At 54.1% G+C, this 19,124-nt stretch carries 19 protein-coding genes and 1 other annotated feature; of the genes, 4 read left to right on the forward strand and 15 right to left on the reverse strand.

All coding sequences use genetic code 11. The features are described from left to right. Positions 1-2 precede the first annotated feature (2 nt). On the forward strand, positions 3-179 hold the full coding sequence (locus tag FHS18_RS10885; protein WP_183599932.1) for a hypothetical protein: 177 nt from the start codon (positions 3-5) through the stop codon (positions 177-179). On the opposite strand, the gene FHS18_RS10890 is transcribed toward FHS18_RS10885, so the two are convergent. From FHS18_RS10890 to FHS18_RS10900, 3 genes are all read right to left on the reverse strand, one after another. Further along, complete coding sequence (locus FHS18_RS10890) at positions 168-1,019, reverse strand: P-loop NTPase family protein (protein WP_183599934.1); 852 nt, start codon at positions 1,017-1,019, stop codon at positions 168-170. The genes FHS18_RS10885 and FHS18_RS10890 overlap by 12 nt on opposite strands. Positions 1,020-1,089: 70 nt before the next feature. Continuing rightward, positions 1,090-1,545: a GNAT family N-acetyltransferase gene (locus tag FHS18_RS10895; RefSeq protein ID WP_183599936.1), complete on the reverse strand. Its 456-nt coding sequence runs from the start codon at positions 1,543-1,545 to the stop codon at positions 1,090-1,092. A 126-nt stretch (positions 1,546-1,671) separates the two neighbouring features. After that, complete coding sequence (locus FHS18_RS10900; protein WP_183599938.1) at positions 1,672-2,298, reverse strand: YdcF family protein; 627 nt, start codon at positions 2,296-2,298, stop codon at positions 1,672-1,674. A 296-nt stretch (positions 2,299-2,594) separates the two neighbouring features. Between FHS18_RS10900 and FHS18_RS10905 the strand changes: the two genes are divergently transcribed. Then, positions 2,595-3,350 carry an alpha/beta fold hydrolase gene (locus tag FHS18_RS10905; RefSeq protein ID WP_183599940.1) on the forward strand — a complete coding sequence of 252 codons (756 nt, stop codon included), beginning with the start codon at positions 2,595-2,597 and terminating at the stop codon, positions 3,348-3,350. A 132-nt stretch (positions 3,351-3,482) separates the two neighbouring features. On the opposite strand, the gene asd is transcribed toward FHS18_RS10905, so the two are convergent. The 9 genes from asd to FHS18_RS10950 form a co-directional block, all read right to left on the reverse strand. Next, entirely contained in the window at positions 3,483-4,568 is a 1,086-nt protein-coding gene (gene asd / locus FHS18_RS10910) for an aspartate-semialdehyde dehydrogenase (protein WP_183599942.1), read from the reverse strand. 121 nt (positions 4,569-4,689) lie between these two features. Beyond that, positions 4,690-4,954: a binding site (T-box leader), on the reverse strand. A 155-nt stretch (positions 4,955-5,109) separates the two neighbouring features. Next, positions 5,110-6,804, reverse strand: coding sequence for a M3 family oligoendopeptidase (locus tag FHS18_RS10915; protein ID WP_183599944.1), 1,695 nt, complete (start codon positions 6,802-6,804; stop codon positions 5,110-5,112). Between the two features lie 189 nt (positions 6,805-6,993). Continuing rightward, positions 6,994-7,998, reverse strand: coding sequence for a LacI family DNA-binding transcriptional regulator (locus tag FHS18_RS10920; protein WP_183600379.1), 1,005 nt, complete (start codon positions 7,996-7,998; stop codon positions 6,994-6,996). A gap of 191 nt (positions 7,999-8,189) precedes the next feature. Beyond that, positions 8,190-8,918 carry an MBL fold metallo-hydrolase gene (locus tag FHS18_RS10925; protein WP_183599946.1) on the reverse strand — a complete coding sequence of 243 codons (729 nt, stop codon included), beginning with the start codon at positions 8,916-8,918 and terminating at the stop codon, positions 8,190-8,192. A 179-nt stretch (positions 8,919-9,097) separates the two neighbouring features. Continuing rightward, positions 9,098-9,841, reverse strand: coding sequence for a TSUP family transporter (locus FHS18_RS10930; RefSeq protein WP_221401288.1), 744 nt, complete (start codon positions 9,839-9,841; stop codon positions 9,098-9,100). Between the two features lie 57 nt (positions 9,842-9,898). Further along, positions 9,899-10,549 (reverse strand): amino acid ABC transporter permease, encoded by a 651-nt coding sequence (locus FHS18_RS10935; RefSeq protein ID WP_183599950.1) that lies wholly within the window; start codon positions 10,547-10,549, stop codon positions 9,899-9,901. 13 nt (positions 10,550-10,562) lie between these two features. Continuing rightward, complete coding sequence (locus tag FHS18_RS10940; RefSeq protein ID WP_183599952.1) at positions 10,563-11,216, reverse strand: amino acid ABC transporter permease; 654 nt, start codon at positions 11,214-11,216, stop codon at positions 10,563-10,565. Between the two features lie 11 nt (positions 11,217-11,227). After that, complete coding sequence (locus FHS18_RS10945) at positions 11,228-12,118, reverse strand: transporter substrate-binding domain-containing protein (RefSeq protein WP_183599954.1); 891 nt, start codon at positions 12,116-12,118, stop codon at positions 11,228-11,230. 39 nt (positions 12,119-12,157) lie between these two features. Then, positions 12,158-12,886: an amino acid ABC transporter ATP-binding protein gene (locus FHS18_RS10950; protein ID WP_343060495.1), complete on the reverse strand. Its 729-nt coding sequence runs from the start codon at positions 12,884-12,886 to the stop codon at positions 12,158-12,160. Positions 12,887-13,134: 248 nt separating this feature from the next. Between FHS18_RS10950 and FHS18_RS10955 the strand changes: the two genes are divergently transcribed. Then, positions 13,135-13,494 carry a hypothetical protein gene (locus tag FHS18_RS10955; protein ID WP_183599958.1) on the forward strand — a complete coding sequence of 120 codons (360 nt, stop codon included), beginning with the start codon at positions 13,135-13,137 and terminating at the stop codon, positions 13,492-13,494. Positions 13,495-13,557: 63 nt separating this feature from the next. Here FHS18_RS10955 and FHS18_RS10960 read toward each other — a convergent pair whose 3' ends face one another. The 3 genes from FHS18_RS10960 to FHS18_RS10970 all read right to left on the reverse strand — a co-directional run bounded on the left by FHS18_RS10960 (position 13,558) and on the right by FHS18_RS10970 (position 18,370). Then, the gene (locus FHS18_RS10960) at positions 13,558-14,541 is read right to left on the reverse strand and encodes a phosphotransferase enzyme family protein (RefSeq protein ID WP_183599960.1); all 984 of its coding nucleotides are present in this window, start codon (positions 14,539-14,541) and stop codon (positions 13,558-13,560) included. Between the two features lie 162 nt (positions 14,542-14,703). Continuing rightward, positions 14,704-16,989, reverse strand: coding sequence for a beta-glucosidase (locus FHS18_RS10965; RefSeq protein WP_183599962.1), 2,286 nt, complete (start codon positions 16,987-16,989; stop codon positions 14,704-14,706). Between the two features lie 148 nt (positions 16,990-17,137). Continuing rightward, the gene (locus FHS18_RS10970) at positions 17,138-18,370 is read right to left on the reverse strand and encodes a helix-turn-helix domain-containing protein (RefSeq protein WP_183599964.1); all 1,233 of its coding nucleotides are present in this window, start codon (positions 18,368-18,370) and stop codon (positions 17,138-17,140) included. Between the two features lie 177 nt (positions 18,371-18,547). Between FHS18_RS10970 and FHS18_RS10975 the strand changes: the two genes are divergently transcribed. Then, positions 18,548-19,045, forward strand: a complete 498-nt coding sequence (locus FHS18_RS10975) for a CBO0543 family protein (RefSeq protein WP_183599966.1) — start codon at positions 18,548-18,550, stop codon at positions 19,043-19,045. The last annotated feature ends 79 nt before the right edge of the window (positions 19,046-19,124 follow it).

Here is a 19,124-nt window from a genome sequence, read left to right on the forward strand (position 1 = left end):
TTTTGAAGAAGACATTGGATATCAGGACCATTGTAGAGCAGATGAATCTCACCACGGTGAACGTTGAGCAGTTCGTGGAGAAGTCCCAGGACCTCCCCGCTGCGGAGCAAGACCTTGAAGGTGAAGAGCCTGAACCCGATGCTTCTCCCTTATTCCGTTCGATTCGGCTAGTCGGCTAGATAATCCGCTACGATACGGGCTATTCGTTCCTTGTGCAGCTCTCGATCGAACGTAGAATTATCGATGATTACAATCGTGACGCCAAGCTGGCCGAGCATCTCCTCTTCCAGTTGCGCGCGAGCCTTCAACACTTCGATCGTGCCATCCAGCCCGTGGTAATCATGCGCTGCGCCGTATCCCTGCTTCGTATAATAGTCAATGAAACCGTCCCGCCAATCTGTCGGGCGCTCTTCGACCGCTTTCCGGAATGAATGCGCGAGGTCAGGCTGTTTTACATACAGGAGCAGAGGATCTAGCGGAGCGATAATACGATCGAGCTGCTGCACATACGCAATAACATCATTAGATGGCGCATCATACTTGATCATCCCGACCGTAACCGGATTCTGGATGAAGCAGCATTCGAATACGTAGATCGTCTGGCTGTCAGCCGCCTCCTCTACGAATCGGCGCCATTTCGCGGCAATGACGTGCTCGTTCTTTGTAAACGGCAGCTCATAGACATCGTGCTTATGTATAAATTCAGCAGCAAGAGCGCTTAAGCGGACGCCGAGCTGTTCTTCCATTTGCCGATAAGGCAAGAAGAAATCTCCATCGTGAATCGTTGCATGCCGTCTTACGAGGTCCGCTTCTTCTCCTGTGCATAAGGACCGAAGCTGTTCGTATTGCGCCTCGGTAAGACATGCCGTTCCCTCATAATCCGCGGGATGCAGGACATCGCCCTCCATGAACAATCGCCCCTCCCGGCCTAGCTCCTTCACGCAGTCCATCACGAGCTGGGCCGTAGTCGATTTGCCTGATCCGGGAAGCCCTTCAACGAGAATTAATTTAGTTGTCATCCGATAACGCTCTCCTTCCATCGCCAAAAAAGCCGCATCTTCATGCGACTTTCTCTCACGGTATATGATGCTACAGTTCTTTCGTCATAAAAATGCTGTACGGATCCTCGGTATAATCCGCGAACGGTCCGCAATGCGCGAATCCCAATCTTTCATAGAGCTTTACCGCCGGGATGAATGATTCCGGCGATCCGGTCTCCAGGCTTAGACGCGTATACCCGCGTTCCTTGGCAACGGCGATCATATGCTCCAGAATGCTGCGGGCGACGCCTTTACGCAAGTGGACTTTGGCCGTCCGCATCGACTTGATCTCGCCGTGCGTCTTATCGAGTTCTTTGATCGCGCCGCAACCGAGCAGCTCGTCGCCTTCCCAAGCGCTCCAGAATGTAATCTCCGGCTTCTTCAGCCCTTCGAGGTCAAGCGCGTGAACGCTCTCCGGCGGGGAATCCTCATGCATCCCTTGCATATGCTCTTGGATCAGCGCTTGTATGGCCTTTCCGGTAAGGTCGTCCACTCGAATCTTCATCTCTATCTCTCCGCTCTTCATAGAATGCCCTTCACCTTGTAACTGATACTTCAACAATGTCGTACGATGCCCGTAGAACTCATCTGCCTGCTTGTCGACGATCTGAAATCCATGCCGTTCCGCTAACTATTCCACGCCTTCCATGAACGGATAACGGAACGGCAGCGTAACTTTATACCCGACATAGAAGAACAGCTCGCGCAAGAAAAAAGGCAGTTTGCTGCGGATCGACTTGTAGGCGGAGGTCTGCGTAGGTGAGGAATGCACCGTCAATCCGAAGTCGTCCGCCATCTCCGTGGCACGCTTCATATGAAGCGGGTCGCTCACGAGAAGGAAGGTGCTCAATCCGTGTGACAGCGCGATTTCCTTTGCGTACCTCATATTCTCTTCCGTAATTCTGGAACTCTCCTCGATATAAATATCATCTGCCGGCACCTGCTGTTTAATCGCATAATTGCGGGATACTTCGGCTTCGGACATCTGATGCTCGTTTCCTTTGCCGCCGGTGAAGATGATCTTATCGACAACCCCTTGCTTATACAGTTCTATCGCATGATTGATGCGCTCCCGAAGGACCGGCGAAGGCTCGTCGCCCCATGCCGAGGCGCCTAATACAAGCGCGGCGTCCGATTTCACCAGCTCATTGCGGCTGCTGAAAGACCAGATGTTGTAGGCGGAGTAACAAACATAAGCAGCCATGAGGATAACGACGGCCAGCAGCACTCGAATGACAACGCGTTTTCTCAGCAGCATCGAAATTTATGTACCTCTATCCATAGGTTTGCTTCGCCTGACATAATCCTCGATCCTCCGCTTAGTTCGACCTTTGTGTTTCAAAATAACATGGTTCTTCCACGATCACAACAACAATGTAGCAAAGTCCGCGCAATCATGAACATCAAGGTCTACACGTATTATATCGGACGATTATTTTGTTGTAAATACAACAATCATCAATTGAATACCAAGTTGTCTAAAATTGGAACTACAGATCTAACCCTAACGTAACACAGCTATGTGGATGTTGAATAGAGCGAGGTGCTTCCGCAATGCGGATCGACAAACAAATGATGCAAACTTCTCAAGGCAATTTGCAGTACCATTGCAGCGGCAGCGGCTCTCCTGCCATTGTCCTCATCAACGGCGGCTCGGGTCCGATTGAAGGCTGGATGCGCGTCCTTCCAGAACTTACTCAGCTGTCAACCGTGATGGGCTATAACCGGCTAGGCGTCGGTGCAAGCGACAAGCCCTCACTGCCTCAGGATGGAATGGCGATTGTGAATATGCTGCACGAAATGCTTGGCCGACTAGACCTGAAGCCCCCTTACTTGCTTGTCGGCCATTCGTTAGGCGGGCTATACGCCAATCTGTATGCGCGGTTGTTCCCGGATGAAATCGCCGGGGTCGTCTTCCTGGAGGCGAGCACGCCAAAAGATATTACGCTCGACCGTCATCAAGGTTCGTTCGTCAAACTGCTGAACAAGCTGCTTACCGCAACGGATACCTTCTTCCCGCACAAACAGTATGATGAAGTCCGCTTCGTAAAACAGACCATCGCACAGATCGAAGCGAGCGGCCGCTTCCCGAACGTTCCCGTATTTGTCTTGACCGGCGGCAAAGAAAACAAAATGATACCGCCAGAAGTGCGGCAAGAGCGGCTATCCCATCAATTGGAGCTGCTCGCCTTGTCCACGGACAGTACGCATATCGCTGCCGAGCAGAGCGGACATTTCCCTCAATTGACGGAGCCCAAGCTTGTCATCGATACGATCCGAGCGTGCTTGGAACGCGTGCGAAGCGTATAGAAAAAACGCAAAGAAAAGAGCCGTAAATGAACGTAACGTTCATCTACGGCTCTTCTTTATGGCTGTTCTTTGACTTACGGAACCTCTTCTGACTGCAATCGTCGGCTGGCCGACGATTGCATGTTGATTGGCTTATTTCGCTTGAATATAGCCTTCTGCCTTAAGCAGTTCCGCGATCAGAACCGCGCCGCCGGCAGCGCCGCGCAGCGTGTTATGCGACAGACCGACGAATTTGAAATCGTAGAGCGAGTCTTCGCGCAGACGGCCTGCAGATACGCCCATGCCGCCTTCGATGTCGCGGTCAAGCTTGGTCTGCGGACGGTTCTCTTCTTCGAAGTACGTGATGAATTGTTTCGGCGCGCTTGGCAATCCGAGCTCTTGCGGACGTCCTTTATACTGTGCCCAACGCTCGAGAATTTCTTCCTTCGATGGCTTGTTCTCGAACGAGACGAATACCGTCGCCAGGTGGCCGTCCGTTACCGGAACTCGGATACATTGCGTCGTAATGTGCGGCGTGCTCGCCTTCACGATCTCGTCGCCAGACACCGTGCCCCAGATACGAAGCGGCTCTTGCTCGCTCTTCTCTTCTTCGCCGCCAATGTAAGGAATTACGTTGTCGAGCATATCCGGCCAGTCGGTGAAGTTCTTGCCTGCACCGGAGATCGCTTGATACGTCGAAGCGACCACTTGCTTCGGCTTGAAGTCCTGTAGGGCATGAAGCGCCGGCACATAGCTTTGAATCGAGCAGTTCGGCTTCACCGCAATGAAACCCGTCTCAGTGCCCAGGCGTTTGCGCTGTGCCGCGATCACTTCCAGATGCTGCGGGTTAATCTCAGGGATAACCATCGGCACGTCAGCCGTCCAGCGGTGCGCGGAGTTATTCGATACGACCGGCGTGCCCGTCTTCGCATAAGCTTCTTCCAGCGCTTTGATCTCTTCCTTCTTCATATCTACCGCGCAGAATACGAAATCAACGCCTGCAGCGACCTCTTCTACCTTCGAAGCGTCTTGAACGACGATATGCTTGACTTCATCCGGAATCGGAGTGTCCAGTTTCCAGCGGTTTTTAACGGATTCCTCATAGGTCTTGCCCGCGGAGCTGCTGCTCGCCGCAATCGCTGTTACTTGAAACCAAGGGTGCTGATCCAGCAGCTGCACGAAGCGCTGGCCCACCATTCCTGTACCACCAACAATACCGACTTTCAACTTATCTGACATGACGTGTTCAACCCTTTCCGTATGGTAAAATGTGTGGGATGATGCTGTATCGTATGTTGCAACTGCTTGATGTTCGCTATTTATGCAATAAAAAAATCCCACCCCCAAGACTTCTAACGGTCTCAGGGACGAGATTATAATCCTCGTGGTACCACCCTAAATTCGCTAACCGGTCGCCCGGCTAACCTCTTCGAGTACGGCATTGCGCATGCAAGCTTATACTCTAGCTCTGTAACAGGAGCTCCTGTCGCACCATCCCCGGCTGATTGCGGTTCCGATGCGCTGCTCGGAGTCTTTCTTCAATAAACGATTCTTTGCTCCTTCCCAGCTGCCGGAGCTCTCTGTTAAAGAATTCATCTATTTACTCGTCTCGTCGTCGCATTTGATATTGGGATTATATTATCAAATAAATGTAGCCAGGTAAATATATAATTTTTTCACATTTGAAAAAATACAGCTGTACCTATATAGTAGCGCTTTCGATCAGTAGCCGGAAATCGCGATAACCTCTGCCTCGCTGCCCATCATCATCCTTGCGCGCCTACAGCTTCGTATCGTCCACGTTGTTCAGCCATCCTTCAATCCCGCCGATGATGGACTCGACACATCCGTCTTCGAACGGCGACGTAAGGCCGGCGGCTTCGACGAGCGAGAGGAACGACTTGCTTCCGCCTTCGCGGCACAGCTTCACGTAATCCGTCCAGGCGGTCCCGTAATCCGCATGGAGCCGATTCCAGAACTGGAACGCGCAAATTTGCGCTAGCGCATAATCGATATAATAGAACGGATAATGATAAATATGCAGTTGGCGCTGCCAGTAACCGCCGCGCTCCAAGTATTCGTTCTCGTCATAATTGCGATGCGGCAAGTACTTGCGCTCGATGCTGCGCCAAGCGGTCTTGCGCTCCGCCGGCGTCGCGCCCGGGTTCCCGTAGACGTAATGCTGGAATTCGTCAACGGCCACGATATAGGCAACGATCTGCAAGGAAGAGGCCAAGTGGTTAAAGCGGTATTTCTCCGCATCCTCCTTGAAGAACCGGTCCATCCACGGCCAGGCAAAAAACTCCATGCTCATCGAATGGATCTCGCACGCCTCGGAAGTCGGGAAGAAATACTCGGGAATGCCCAGATTACGGCTCTCGTACACTTGGAACGCATGGCCGACCTCGTGCGTCAAGACGTCGATATCGTCCGAGGTGCCGTTAAAGTTCGAGAAAATGAACGGCGCCTGATACTGCGGCAGGAACGTGCAATAGCCGCCGCCTTGCTTGCCTTTTTTGCTCACCAGGTCCATAAGGCCGTTCTCGCGCATGTAGGTGAAGAAAGCATCGGTCTCCGGCGACATCTCCTTGTACATCTCAGAGCCGCCCTCAACGATCCATTCGGGGTCTCCCTTCGGCGTCGGATTGCCGGACGGGAAGCTGAAGTTGTCATCGTAGAAGTTCAGCTGCTCGACGCCGATGCGGGCACGCTGGCGTTCCTTCAGACGCGTAGCGGCAGGAACGATGTAGTCCAATACTTGCTCCCGGAAGTTGACCACCATGGCCTCATTATAGTCGGTGCGGCTCATGCGCGCGTAACCGACCGGGATGAAGTTATCGTAACCTAGCGCATGCGCGATGCGAGTGCGAACTTGCACCAGCTCGTCGAAGATGCGGTCCAGCTCTTGCTCGTGCTCGGCCATGAATTGATAGCGGGCAGCCGAAGCGCTGCGGCGTATGTCGCGGTCAGGCGACTGCTCGAACGGAATAAGCTGCGGCAGCGTCCGTTCCTCGCCTTCGAACGGGATTTTGGCCGAAGCGATCAGCTGGGCGTATGCGGACACCAGCTTGTTCTCCTTCTGCAGATCTTCGATAATCTCAGGTTTGAACGTCTTGAGCGACAACTCCGCCAATCGGAAGAGCTGGCTGCCGTAAACCTCCTCCAGTTGCTCGCGGAAAGGAGACTCGACGATCGCGCGGTAGTAATCGGTCTCGAACTCCTGCACGACCGGCTTCACTTCGTCCATATAGTCTTGCTCGGCTTTATAAAATTCATCGTTCGTATCAATGGAGTGTCGGATCTCCACCAACTGGCTCTGTGTCACGAATTCGATGCGAAGCTTATTGATAGCTTCCATCGCTTCTTGCTGGGCTTCTACTGTAGCTGCTTCATTGAATGCAGCGATATAGGCCTTGAACTGCTGCTCCAGCGCCTTCACATCCGGCCGTTCATAACGGAACTCATTGAATGTCATGGATCGATCTCACCCTCCATAGTTAATGTTCCAACCACCACTATTTTACATGAAATAAATGGAAGTGTGGACAATTTCTTTTCAGAGATTGCTAGAATAATGGGTCGATAATAGACAAAAGAGACGCTCCAAATCTGAAACGCCTCTTTGTTTTGGTATTTTATACTAAATAATAATTAAAAACTATAATTATTCTACTATTCGGCCCGTCGACCGCCGGATCACTAGCTCGGTAGGCAGCGCGATTCTGGCTTTTATCTTAGGCTTGCTGCCTATCTCCTCCAACAACAAGTCGACTGCCGAGGCGCCGATATGGGTCATCGGCTGCGCTACGGCCGTAAGCGGCGGATCCGTGACCTCAGCAAGAATCGTGTTATCGAAACTTACGATAGACAATTGCGCGGGCACTGACAGCCCCGCTTCTTTGGCTGCCTGAAGCACGCCGACAGCAAGCAAGTCGTTGAAACAGAATACGGCCGTCGGCCGGTCGGAACCGCGCAGCAGCGCGGATGCTTGTCGTCGGCCGTCATCGATCCGGTCATCGCAGATGACGATAGCCTCATCGGTTAGCGTGAAGCCCGCTTCTTCAATCGCTTGGCGAAACCCGCGCAGCCGTTCCCGGCTGCTCGTTATCGACAGTCTCTCTGCGAATACCGCCATTCTCCGATGGCCGAGCGCGAGCAGATGCTCGGCAGCGGCTTTGCCGCCTCCCCAATCGTCGGCGACGACGGTCGGCAAGTTCGACTCCGGTACTTCGCGCCCAATGACGACAACCGGCATCGCATGATTCAGTTTCTTCAGCTGTTCGGCACTTCCGATCCCCGTCGCGAGAATGATGCCGTCCACTCTTTGCTGCTTCAGCAGGGACAGATAGCGTTCGATCCGTTCATCTTTATTGTCCGTGCTGCACATGACAACGCTATAGCCCAGCTGGTGCCCTCGGTCTTCGACGGCTCGCGCCACTTCCGCGAAGAACGGATTCGACAGGTCCGGCAGGAGCAGACCGATCGTATAGGTATGCTTGCCCGTCAGCGCGGATGCGATCACGCTAGGTTGATATTGCAACCGCTCCATAATGGCCATCACTTCCCTGCGTCGTTCCTCGCTAATCTTCCCTTTGCCGTTGATCACCTTCGACACGGTTGCTATGGATACGCCTGCTTCCCTTGCAATATCATAAATCGTCGCCTTCATCATCGATTCCTCGCTTATCCATGACATCCTTTTCTATCCTAATGGGCGGAACTAGTTTCCTGCGGCAGCAGAAGTAAGCGCTTACCTGTATAAACGAAATAATGATATCTCCTTCTCTGTACATCGATTATACGTCGATATAAGGAGAGATATCACCATTCTATACCATGATAGTAACCTTCCGATAGACCTTAACGCATAACGTATGAGAGAACTTCATTGTCGTCCATGGATGCGCCTCGCTGAAGAAAAGATTGGATATCCCCGTGCAGCACGACGCCATGGCCGGTGCATAAGAATGCAGCTGGAATACGCGCGATATCCGATAGTTCCTGATTAAACGCCGCTAATTCATAACGTGTCGTTCGTTGCTCTTCGCCTGACATTTCTGGCCGATAGGGTTCCAGCAGATCCCCCATCCTCACCGCGCAAGCGACGACTTGCTCGTCAGGCAGTTCATCGCCGAAGAAACAGTAATGGTCGCCAACGAATAGAATCCGGCTCGCGCGATGATACAGCGCAATCGATCCCCATGTGTGGTCGCCAAGATGGTGCACATCAAAATGCCTGGTAACCGAAGAAGCCGTAAGGTCCGTGCGGAATTGCGCACGCCAGTCATCTTGAAGAAGATCTAAGTCCAGTGGGTGAATGAATTTGTCCGCATTCGGCAGCCCGAGCGCGCCGCCGATATGATCGCGATGCCCATGCGTAGCGATAAACAAGCCGATCGCCTCGAGCGGACAGCCTACTTGAGCCAAGGCCTCCCCCAGCTCCTGCGCATGCTCCGCCTTGCCGGCATCGATCAGGATGAACTGCTCCCGATCCTGGATCAGATAGCTATTGTTATACGATTGCCACGTTTCATCCCATCGCAGCAAAGCGTAGACATGATCGGTTACGCGTTCAACCGTATATGACAATTCTCACACCTCCTCCAGTCTTACTGCTAGTCTACCAGAATAAGGATGAGAGACAAACCGCCTTTTGTCCCAACCCGTCACGCTGCCAACCGACATGTACTTTCACGTTGCGACCAAATCATACATCCGATTATCGTAACAACCCCATAAACGTCAAAGAGCGCCGCTAGGGCGCTCCATTAGAACAGCATCGTCCATACCTGCTTGCCAATCAGCAGCAAGCTGACGACCAGGAACAGCGGACGCACATAGCTGGCGCCTTTGCGAATAGCCATGCGTGAACCGACCAGCGAACCGATCACCATGCTGACTCCCATGAGCAAGCCGAACCGGTAATCCACGCTGCCTAACAGCATGAACGTCACAAGGCTGGCGATATTGCTGCCGAAGTTCAGCACCTTCGCATTGCCAGCCGCACGCACGAAGTCGAATCCCAGCAGCAGGAAGACGAAGATCAGGAACGAACCGGTACCCGGTCCGAAGAAACCGTCATAGGCGCCTAAACCAAGCGCGGCGATCGCCATCGCAAGCCCCGTGCGGCGTGTCAGCTTGCTGTACGTTTGGCGCTCGCCCCAGCTCTTGCGCAGCAGCGTATAAGCGGTAATTACGACCAGCAGCGCAGTAATAAGCGGACGCAGAAAATCCGACGGAATCGTCTGCAGCAGCAGCGTGCCACCGCACGCGCCGACGACCGTGATCGGGAATAGGCGCTTAACGAGCTTAGTATCGATATGGCCTGAGCGCGCGAACGTAATCATGCTGGTCAAGGACGACATCGTCCCGGCCAGCTTGTTCGTCCCAAGCGCTAGATGCGGCGGCAAACCCGCCGCCAGCAGGACGGGAACGGCAATGAGACCGCCCCCTCCCACAACAGAATCGACGAAGGCGGCCAAGAAGCCGCCCGCCACGATAAGTACAATCATTTCAATCGATAAGTCCACCTTGATGTTCACCTTCAGCCTGCATGGAAGTATAGCCGTTTAGCTTTGCCTGGACTCCAGCCTCCGCGCGACGAGCGACAACGCATAATTGACGGCAAAGTAGAGTCCTGCAACCAGCAGCAATGTCGGGAACACGATCTCAATATGTTGGCCCATGACAATGTTGGCGTTGTGCGTTAGCTCTGGCAAACTGATGATAACCATTAACGACGTATCTTTCAAGAGGGAGATGAACTGGCTAACGAGCGGCGGCACCATTCGCTTAAGACCGATCGGCAGCACGATGTGGCGCAGCGTCCGAAAAGCGCTCAGGCCGGATGACCGGGCGGCTTCCACCAGCCCTTTGTCGACCGAACGCAGCCCGCTTCGGACGACCTCCGCAATCATCGCCGTCTCGAACAGCGTAAGCGCGAATACGGCCGAGCCGAACAGGCTGAATCGGATGCCGAGCTCAGGCAAGGCGAACCGGATGAAGAAGATGATCAACAGAAGCGGCAAGTTCCGGATGATCTCGACCAGCCAGCCAAGCGCCGGCGACAGCACGGGAATTCTCGCGTAACGGAGCGTGCCGATCAATACGCCGAAGATAAAGCTGAGCAGGATTGAAACCGCGGCCAGCTTGAGCGTATATAAGAAGCCTTCCATAAGAAACTGCAAATTATCGGACGTATAGGCTTTGCCGAAATCCATCCGATTCCCCCCCTTATCCGCTGCGCGCCAATCTGCGCTCGAGTACCCGTGAGGCGTAAGCGAGCGGCAGCGTCAGCAGAAGATAGAGCAGCGCGACGAAGAAATACGTATCCGTCGTATTGTACGTCTCCAAGTTGACGATATCGCCGTAGTACATCAGGTCGAGGCCGGCGACGACGCCGAGCACCGATGAGTTTTTGACCAGATTCAAGAACTGGTTCGTGATGGGCGGAATGACGATCTTGATCGCCTGCGGCAGAATGATCAGCCGCATCGTCTGCGCATAAGTAAGGCCCGAGGAACGAGCCGCCTCCGTCTGCCCTTGCGGCACCGCCATGATCCCCGCGCGGATCGCCTCAGCAATGAAGGCGCTCGTATAGACCATAAGGCCGAGCGTCCCCGAGACGAAGCCGTTCAGCGGAATACCGAATGCCGGAAGCCCCAGGTAGAAGCCGTATACGACGAGCAGAAGCGGGATGTTCCGGAACACCTCGACGTAAGCTGCGCCCACGAACTGCGTGAGACGCCATGGGGCAATCCGGAACACCGCGATCAGCGTGCCCAGAACGAAGCTGCCGACAAGGGCGAGCAGACTGGCCAATACCGTGTTGCGAAGCCCAAGCAGATACGATTCCCAGTGGTCGGTAATAATCGTAAAATCGGGCATAGGCGCCTGCCTTATTCAGCAGCCGGCTTCTCGCCGATCCACTTTTCGTACAGGGCGTCGTACTCTCCGCTGTCTTTGAGTCCTTTAAGCGTCTCGTTCACCTGCGTCACGAGCGCCGACTCTCCCTTCTTGATCGCAATGCCGTAAGGTTCATCGGTGAACGTGCCGCCTACGACCGCATAGCTCTCATCCTGCTTGGTCATGCCGTACAAGATGGCGTTGTCCGTCGTCAAGGCATCGCCCTTGCCCGCGCGCAGCGCGGTGAACGCCTCTTGATAGTTCTCGAACTGCAGCACCTTCAGTCCCGGAACTTTGTCTTCGATATTTTTGATCGAGGTCGCCCCTTTTACGCCGAGCACCTTCGTATCCTTCGTCACGTCTGCCAGCCCCGTAATCGGGCTGCCTTTCTTCACGAGGAGCGATTGTCCGGCATTGAAATACACGTCGGAGAAATCGACTTCCTTCCGGCGTTCTTCCGTAATCGTCATCGTCGCGACAATGAGATCGATCTCCCCGTTGTTCAGCATCGGAATACGCGTCTTGGACGTGACCTCCTTCAGCTCGATCTTCGATTCGTCGCCGAGAATGGCCTTCGCGATCTGCTTGGCAATGTCCACGTCGAACCCTTCCACGTTCCCCGTGCCCGGATCCTTCAATCCGAACAGCTTCGTATCGAATTTGACGCCGACGACCAGCTTGCCGCGCTCCTTAATGTCGGCCAGCACGCCTTCGTCAACCGCCGTATTGCTGCCGCCACCGGAATTGGAACTCTCGCTGGCCGCGTTGGTGTTCGTGTTCGTGCCGCCGCTATTCCCGTTGCCGTTATTACCGGCACATCCGGCAAGCACCAGCATAAGCGCGATCAATGCCGTACAAGCCGCCCAAGCTTTCGTTCTTCTCATCGTTCCGTTCTCCCCCTTTGTGGCAAACGTTGCCTTCCATTAATGTTGAATAACTCTGCTCAAGAAAAGCTTCGCCCGCGCCTCGCGCGGATTCGTGAAGAACGCCTCCGGCTCGGACTCCTCGATGATCCGACCCTCATCCATGAATATGATCCGATGGGCCACCTCCCGGGCGAATCCCATCTCATGCGTCACGACAACCATCGTCATCCCCTCGCGGGCTAGCGTCTTCATGACATCGAGCACCTCGCCGATCATCTCGGGATCCAGCGCGGACGTCGGTTCGTCGAACAGCATGACCTTGGGCTTCATCGCAAGCCCGCGCGCTATCGCAACCCGTTGCTGCTGCCCGCCGGATAACTGGGACGGATAGGATTCGGCTTTCTCGGGAATGCCCACCTTCGCCAGCAGATAGCGGGCGGCATCCTGCGCATCCGCCTTCTTCATGCCGAGCACTTGGATCGGGGCAAGCGTAATGTTGTCCAGAACGGTCATATGCGGATACAGGTGAAAATGCTGGAACACCATCCCGATATCCCGGCGCAGCTTGTTGATATCGGCCTTCTTGTCGCTTAAGCGGACGCCCAAGGCGGTCAGCTCGCCTTCCGAGATCGTCTCCAGCTTGTTGATGCAGCGCAAGAGCGTGCTTTTGCCCGAACCGGATGGACCAACGACTACGACGACCTCGCCTTGCCCGATCGTCAGATTAATGTCCTTCAATACGTGCAATCGGCCAAAATGTTTATGTACCTGATGAAAGGTAATCACAATTATCCCTCCTTCATTCACCAGCCGGTTGTCTTCTTTCACGTATTGGAGCATGTATATTAGCGAAATCCGCCTTTCATAACTTGTTTTCCAATTAATGTTAGATATTTGTTAGTCTTATGTATCTTACACATCGCAGCTTGGATGCCGTCCGCACGTTGTCGTCGTTGCGATTTGTTCACAATAGGGATAACCTCTCCGCGCATAAAATGATGTTAACTCGCTCGGTGGGAAAGGAGCTTGTACGCATGCGAACGATCCAGAAAATCATCAGCCGGACATTCCTGATCCTGTTCACCATCTGTTTCATCGGCCCTGCCTTCGTCTTCTCCGTCCTGGTGCTCGGCTTTACCGAGACGTGGCAGCCCGGCCTATCGATGCTGCTCTCGGCATTATTGCTCGTGCTCATTATGAAACTGCTGCTCAGCGGCAGAATCGTCGTCTACAGTCGAAGCAAGCGAGGCTCGCGAATCGTCTACGAGCCTTATACCGATTTTGAAGCGCCGCCGACCCTGCACGAGATCGACCACGAGATTGACGCGCTGCACCGCAATCGGCAAGACAGGTTATTAGAAGAACTGCTCCAGGAGCGAGAGAAGCGATTATAGAAGACATCGAAACGTCGAAAGGGCAGCCGATTTGGCTGCCCTCGTTGTCTAACCTGATTAACTTTAACCTTTGTCCACGATCCCCTGATGCGCGCACCAATCCCGCAGGAAAGCAAGGTGCCGGTCAAAGTAAGCGTCATTCTGCCAATGTCCCCATATCGGCGCATTGCCGGTATGGAGGCCCATCAGCCATATATCGCGGATGGCGACGAACACGGGGATCGCTTGCAGGTCCGCTGCTGCTAGCGGCTTGACCTTCTGATACGCGTCGATGAATATCGTCCACTTCTTCACGTCGAATTCATCGCGCTTCTTCCCCGACACCTTGCTCCATAAGAAGACCGAGACATCATAGGACCTCCATCCAAGCCCTCCGCAGTCAAAATCGAATTGCGTGGGTTGATTGCCGTCGAAATGCACGTTCCAGCCATGGAGATCTCCATGACAGCACCCCCAATCGAGCTCTGACGCCACCTGCTCGATCCGTCCCAGCAGTTGCGCCGCCAAGGTAGTCAAATACTCGAAGTCGTCCGGCCGATGCGACAAAAAAGGACGAATCTTCCGCAACGGCTCATCCAACAAATGAACGGCATCGATCTCGAACCTTGCTTGCGTGCTCCGGAAATCATCCATCGCAAGATGCATGTTGGCTACCTCTTCGCCGAAGATCGCGCAATGCTGGTCTTCTTCGCTGCCAACGCCTTCCGCGTAGGTGAACAGTGCGGCGTAGCGCGGTCCTTCGGGCGCGTCGATGACGAAGAAATAGTCGTCGTTGTTCGCGCGCAGCGGCGTAGAGACCGAGATCCCGCGTGCTGCCAAATAATTCAGAAGCTCGATTTCGAATTGAACGTCCGCTTGGCTGCGCCAAAGAAATTTGTAGATGCGCAAAATGTAGCGATCGGACGCGGTCTTGACGAGGTAAGTATCATTCAGGCCGTTCTCCAGAAACCGGCATTCCTTCACTTCTCCGATCGCGTACAGCTCATTTAATACCGTTATCAATGACTGCGAGGATATGACGGCGTGATTGACAGCCAATTTCAACATCACAATGCTTCCCCCTAGTTAAGCTTTGGTAAACGCTTTCCTACAGAAGAAGCATATCACATTTCATTTGGTAATTACTGTTTATAATCATTCTGTACGAGGAGAAAGCGATGAACGATGCCAAATAGGCGCCACGGGAACAACTCCCGTGACGCCGTAAGGTTACGCCAACTGTTCAGCGCGATTGATCTGATCGAGCATGCCCCGCAGCATCTCGTCGGTTAACGCCCCGCCGCCAAAGGCAAGCAGGCTGCGCAGCGGCATGTATTGCATCATCGCGAGCATCATATCGGCGTGCGAGTCATCCTCGCCGAGGCTCGAGAAGCCGCTCGATTGCTGGAATTGCTGAAGGATCGGCCCGATGACGGCCGCACTGTCCGGATCGCGCAGCAGATCGCCGAGCGTCGAGTTGAGCGTGTACGTTGAGCGGATACGGACGGTCGACTCGACTTGGACTTCCCCTTCGAGGATAATCTCGGTTGACGATTTCCCGACTAGTACTTTGAACAGGCCTGTCTCGACATGCCAGTCCTTCAGGTCCACGTTGTAATAGGCGAAGGAACGCTTATCCAGCACGAAGGTAACCGTCTTCGATTCTCCAGGCGCAAGTTCGACTTTGGCGAATCCCTTCAGCTCCTTAAGCGGACGGATCACGGTGCTCTCCACATCCTGGACATAGAGCTGCACGATCTCCTTGCCGGCACGGCTGCCCGTGTTCGTCACGGTTGCCTGAACTTCCACCGTGTCGGTATCTTGGATGGATGGCGCGCTGACCGTCAGATTGCTATATTCGAACGTCGTATAGCTCAGACCGTGGCCGAACGGGAACAACGTCGCCAGCTCTTTCTTGTCGTAATAACGGTAGCCGACGAAGATGCCTTCGCGGTATTCCACGCGGTCGCCTTCGCCCGGGAAATTCAGGAACGACGGGTTGTCGCTCAGTTTCAGCGGGAACGTCTCGGCCAGCTTGCCGGATGGGTTCGCATCGCCGTAGAGCAGATCCGCGATCGCGCCGCCTGTCGCCTGGCCGCCAAGATAGCCTTCGAGCACCGCTTTGACTTGGCCGATCCATGGCATGACGACCGCTGATCCGTTCATCAGCACGACGATCGTGTTCGGCTGGACCGCTGCGACTGCCGCAATCAGCTCGTTCTGATTCGCCGGCAGGCTGAGATGGGAACGGTCGTAGGCTTCGGACTCGATCCGATCCGGCAATCCCGCATAGATAACGGCGAATTCGGCATTCCGCGCCGCTTCAACGGCTGCTGCCGTTAGCGCGTCGTCAGACGCGTCCGTCTCAATCGCGAAACCTTTCGCATACGTAATCGAGTCTGCGCCGCCGAGCTTCCGCAGCTCTTCGACCGGATTGTCTAACTGGGTCGGTACGATGTGCGAACTGCCGCCGCCTTGGTAACGAGGCGCTTCCGCGAAGGCGCCGATAACGGCGATGCGGCTGCCTTTGGCAATCGGAAGGACCTGACCGTCATTCTTCAGCAGTACCATGCACTCGCCGGCCACTTTTCTCGCCAATGCATGGTGAGCGTCTTGGTCGTACGTTGCATTCTCCTTCTTCTGATCCACGGCCATGAAGATGATGCGGAGCAGTCTAGCGACCGCGCGGTCAAGCGCCTCGATCGTCAACCGTCCGCTCTTCAGCGCATCGAGCACCTTCTTCTCGCCAAGCCCGTTGCTGGCCGGCATCTCGAGCTCAAGGCCTGCCGCAAGCGCCGCGTCGCGCTCATTGACCGCGCCCCAGTCCGATACGACGAAGCCTTCGTGGCCCCATTCGTCCTTCAGAATATCGGTCAACAGCTTAACATTCTCCGAGGCGAACGCGCCGTTCACTTGATTGTACGAGCACATGACCGTCCACGGCTGCGCCTTCTTCACCGCGCCTTCGAAGCTGGACAAATAAATTTCGCGCAGCGTCCGCTCGTCGACGATCGCATCGATCGACATCCGGCGGTGCTCCTGATTGTTCACCGCAAAATGTTTCAGCGATGTACCGATCCCTTGGCTCTGCACGCCCGCAATATGGCTCGCTGCCATCTCGGAGGAGAGATACGGATCCTCGGAGAAATATTCGAAGTTTCTTCCGCATAGCGGCGAACGCTTGATGTTAGCTCCCGGTCCGAGCAGCACCGCCACATCTTCCGCTTGGCATTCTTCGCCGAGCGCGACGCCGACTTGTCCGATCAGATCCGTATCCCATGAGCTGGCAAGACCCGCTGCCGAAGGAAAACAAGTAGCCGGCACGCTATCGAACAGCCCGAGATGATCGGCGCCCATCTTCTGCTTCCGCAGGCCATGCGGACCATCCGTCACCATAATGGAAGGAATGCCGAGACGCTCGACGCCCTTCAGATGCCAGAAATCCAGCCCAGAGCAAAGCCCCGCCTTCTCCTCTACCGTCATCTGCGCAATAATGTTGTTGATATCACGGCTCATATAAGAAAACCTCCATCATAAGTAGGGTTATGTAAAACGCTTTCATTACCCTCATTATAAGGAGGTTCACCTTCGAATTATTGTGTTCATTTTACTTTTTCGGTATTGTTTTGACCCTCTGGCCGCCAAGATCGACAGAGCGGTTCGTCTACTGATCCGAGCGTTCTCCATTGCGGTATTGTCTTGGCGTAACGCCCGTTACCTTCTTGAACACTTTCGTAAAATAGCTCTGGTCATTAAAGTTCAGCCTGGCGCAAATGTCGGACAAGCTGTAGTCCGTGAGCGTCAGCAGCTTCTTCGCTTCATCGATCCGTTTGAGCTGCATATATTCGCTGACGTTCAAACCGACTTCCTTCTTGAACAACCGCGATAGATAGCTGGCATTCATCTTCGTCAGTTCGGCAAGCTCGTCCAGCGTCACGCCTTCATAGAGACGGTTGAACATATGCTGCTTGCACTTGGCGATTACGTTCGACACTTGATCCGCCTGGCTCGCGCGGACGCGGTCCGCGTACTCGAACAAGGCGTCATGCATCAGCTTCGATACTTCTCTCACATCCGTCAGTTCCTCGGCCTGCTGGATGAACAGATCGCTCATCGTATAAGCGATCTCCGGATGCAAGCCTCCATCGACCGCCGCCCGCGTCGCAAGCGCAATGACGACGATGGTGAGATTCTTCTGGTTGCGCAGCAGGCTCCGCTTGGCCAGCGTTCCGACGCCTTCAGCCGGGAGCGACATCGAGAATTCGCGGGCGAGTTCATCGCGCCGCCCCTCCCGAATCATCTGGAGCAGCCTTTTCTCATGGATCGTGTCCTGGTGAAGATTCACGTCATGCAGCCTGTTAGAGATATCCAGATCGATATGCCCCTGGGCATGCAACGGTTGGTCCAGCGCCTGATTGACGCGCAAGATATCGGCCAGATCGACGTTCTTTCGATAGAGAAGAAAATAGATGAGCTGGCACTGGTGCAGCTGCTTCGTCTTGCTGATTACCGGCAATCCATCGTAATACGTGCGCCACCCTTGACGATCCGGCCAGCCGTTATCTTGGACGAGCCCTTCGAATACTTCGTCGCTCAGTCGCGCATACAGCGAAGGCCCGACGACGATACTGCCATAATAATAGCCGTTTTCTTGATCAGCGAGCCGAACCTCGATATAACTTTCGAGCCTGTTCGTCAGATGCAGCAGCGGAACGTCTGACGGACCTTCAGACCGCAGCATGGTACGGAGCATTTCGTCATGAACGATCGTACCTGCAGCCGGCAACGACACTTTGAGCTGTCCATGTTCATCCAGCATGTGCACCGGCAGATCGAAGTTGTGATGGATTAATTTGCAAACGCTCGATATCTGTACTTCCGATAACCGGGATTCCATGAACCGGCTCCCCCCTGACCATGATGCTTAGTTACGTCCTTGTCCGTGCGCATCAAAATCAGTATAGACTTCCTTCCGCACATTGAAAAGTTCCCCGTCTCGCATGCAAGGCGAGAGTATTCTGGTAAATCCAAGGAAATAGTAAGCGATAACCACCTAGGAATTGAGGCTACCGTTATGCACGTTGCATTGGCTCTTTTCAGTATATTTTGCGCATGGCGTTGGGCGGACTGGCGGAACTGGAAACTTTATCACCCTACGATGCTGTATATCACGTGCGGCGGATTCTTATACGAATATCTGACCAAAGATCAGACGATGTGGATGTTCCATCCGGACTTCCTCTACAATCACACCGTAACCGTCGTGGTCTATGCCGTCTTGACGATGCCGCTCAATGTCCTTCTCTTTCTCTCGACATTCCCTCCAACTTTAGGCAAGCAATTGCGCCACTTTGCCATCTGGATCGCCATCTACGGGGGGATGGAGTGGGTCATGATGATAACCGGCAGAATATCGTACAAGAATGACTGGGGGCTCTTACACTCTTTGTTGTTCGATCTCATGATGTTCCCGATGCTGGTGCTCCACCACAAACGGCCGTTGGTTGCCTACGCCTTGTCGGTCCCGATCGTGTGGGGGCTTCTTCTCATCTTCAAAATAAAACTGAACTGAAACCGCAAGCCAAAAACCTCTTACTGCCCAGCAGCGTGAGCACGCTGTTTAGGCGAATAAGAGGTTTTTGGTCATGCGT

It is taken from the genome of Paenibacillus phyllosphaerae (assembly GCF_014192105.1).
GTDB classification, from domain to species: Bacteria; Bacillota; Bacilli; order Paenibacillales; family Paenibacillaceae; genus Paenibacillus_Z; species Paenibacillus_Z phyllosphaerae.

Excerpts from the sequence above, each read along its gene's own strand:
- FHS18_RS10920 (WP_183600379.1), bottom strand. The coding sequence starts at position 7,998 with ATGAAGGCGACGATTTATGATATTGCAAGGGAAGCAGGCGTATCCATA.
- asd (WP_183599942.1), bottom strand. The coding sequence starts at position 4,568 with ATGTCAGATAAGTTGAAAGTCGGTATTGTTGGTGGTACAGGAATGGTG.
- FHS18_RS10940 (WP_183599952.1), bottom strand. The coding sequence starts at position 11,216 with ATGCCCGATTTTACGATTATTACCGACCACTGGGAATCGTATCTGCTT.
- FHS18_RS10895 (WP_183599936.1), bottom strand. The coding sequence starts at position 1,545 with ATGAAGATTCGAGTGGACGACCTTACCGGAAAGGCCATACAAGCGCTG.
- FHS18_RS10930 (WP_221401288.1), bottom strand. The coding sequence starts at position 9,841 with ATGATTGTACTTATCGTGGCGGGCGGCTTCTTGGCCGCCTTCGTCGAT.
- FHS18_RS10955 (WP_183599958.1), top strand. The coding sequence starts at position 13,135 with ATGCGAACGATCCAGAAAATCATCAGCCGGACATTCCTGATCCTGTTC.
- FHS18_RS10890 (WP_183599934.1), bottom strand. The coding sequence starts at position 1,019 with ATGACAACTAAATTAATTCTCGTTGAAGGGCTTCCCGGATCAGGCAAA.
- FHS18_RS10900 (WP_183599938.1), bottom strand. The coding sequence starts at position 2,298 with ATGCTGCTGAGAAAACGCGTTGTCATTCGAGTGCTGCTGGCCGTCGTT.
- FHS18_RS10965 (WP_183599962.1), bottom strand. The coding sequence starts at position 16,989 with ATGAGCCGTGATATCAACAACATTATTGCGCAGATGACGGTAGAGGAG.
- FHS18_RS10905 (WP_183599940.1), top strand. The coding sequence starts at position 2,595 with ATGCGGATCGACAAACAAATGATGCAAACTTCTCAAGGCAATTTGCAG.
- FHS18_RS10970 (WP_183599964.1), bottom strand. The coding sequence starts at position 18,370 with ATGGAATCCCGGTTATCGGAAGTACAGATATCGAGCGTTTGCAAATTA.
- FHS18_RS10915 (WP_183599944.1), bottom strand. The coding sequence starts at position 6,804 with ATGACATTCAATGAGTTCCGTTATGAACGGCCGGATGTGAAGGCGCTG.
- FHS18_RS10945 (WP_183599954.1), bottom strand. The coding sequence starts at position 12,118 with ATGAGAAGAACGAAAGCTTGGGCGGCTTGTACGGCATTGATCGCGCTT.
- FHS18_RS10935 (WP_183599950.1), bottom strand. The coding sequence starts at position 10,549 with ATGGATTTCGGCAAAGCCTATACGTCCGATAATTTGCAGTTTCTTATG.
- FHS18_RS10975 (WP_183599966.1), top strand. The coding sequence starts at position 18,548 with ATGCACGTTGCATTGGCTCTTTTCAGTATATTTTGCGCATGGCGTTGG.
- FHS18_RS10960 (WP_183599960.1), bottom strand. The coding sequence starts at position 14,541 with ATGTTGAAATTGGCTGTCAATCACGCCGTCATATCCTCGCAGTCATTG.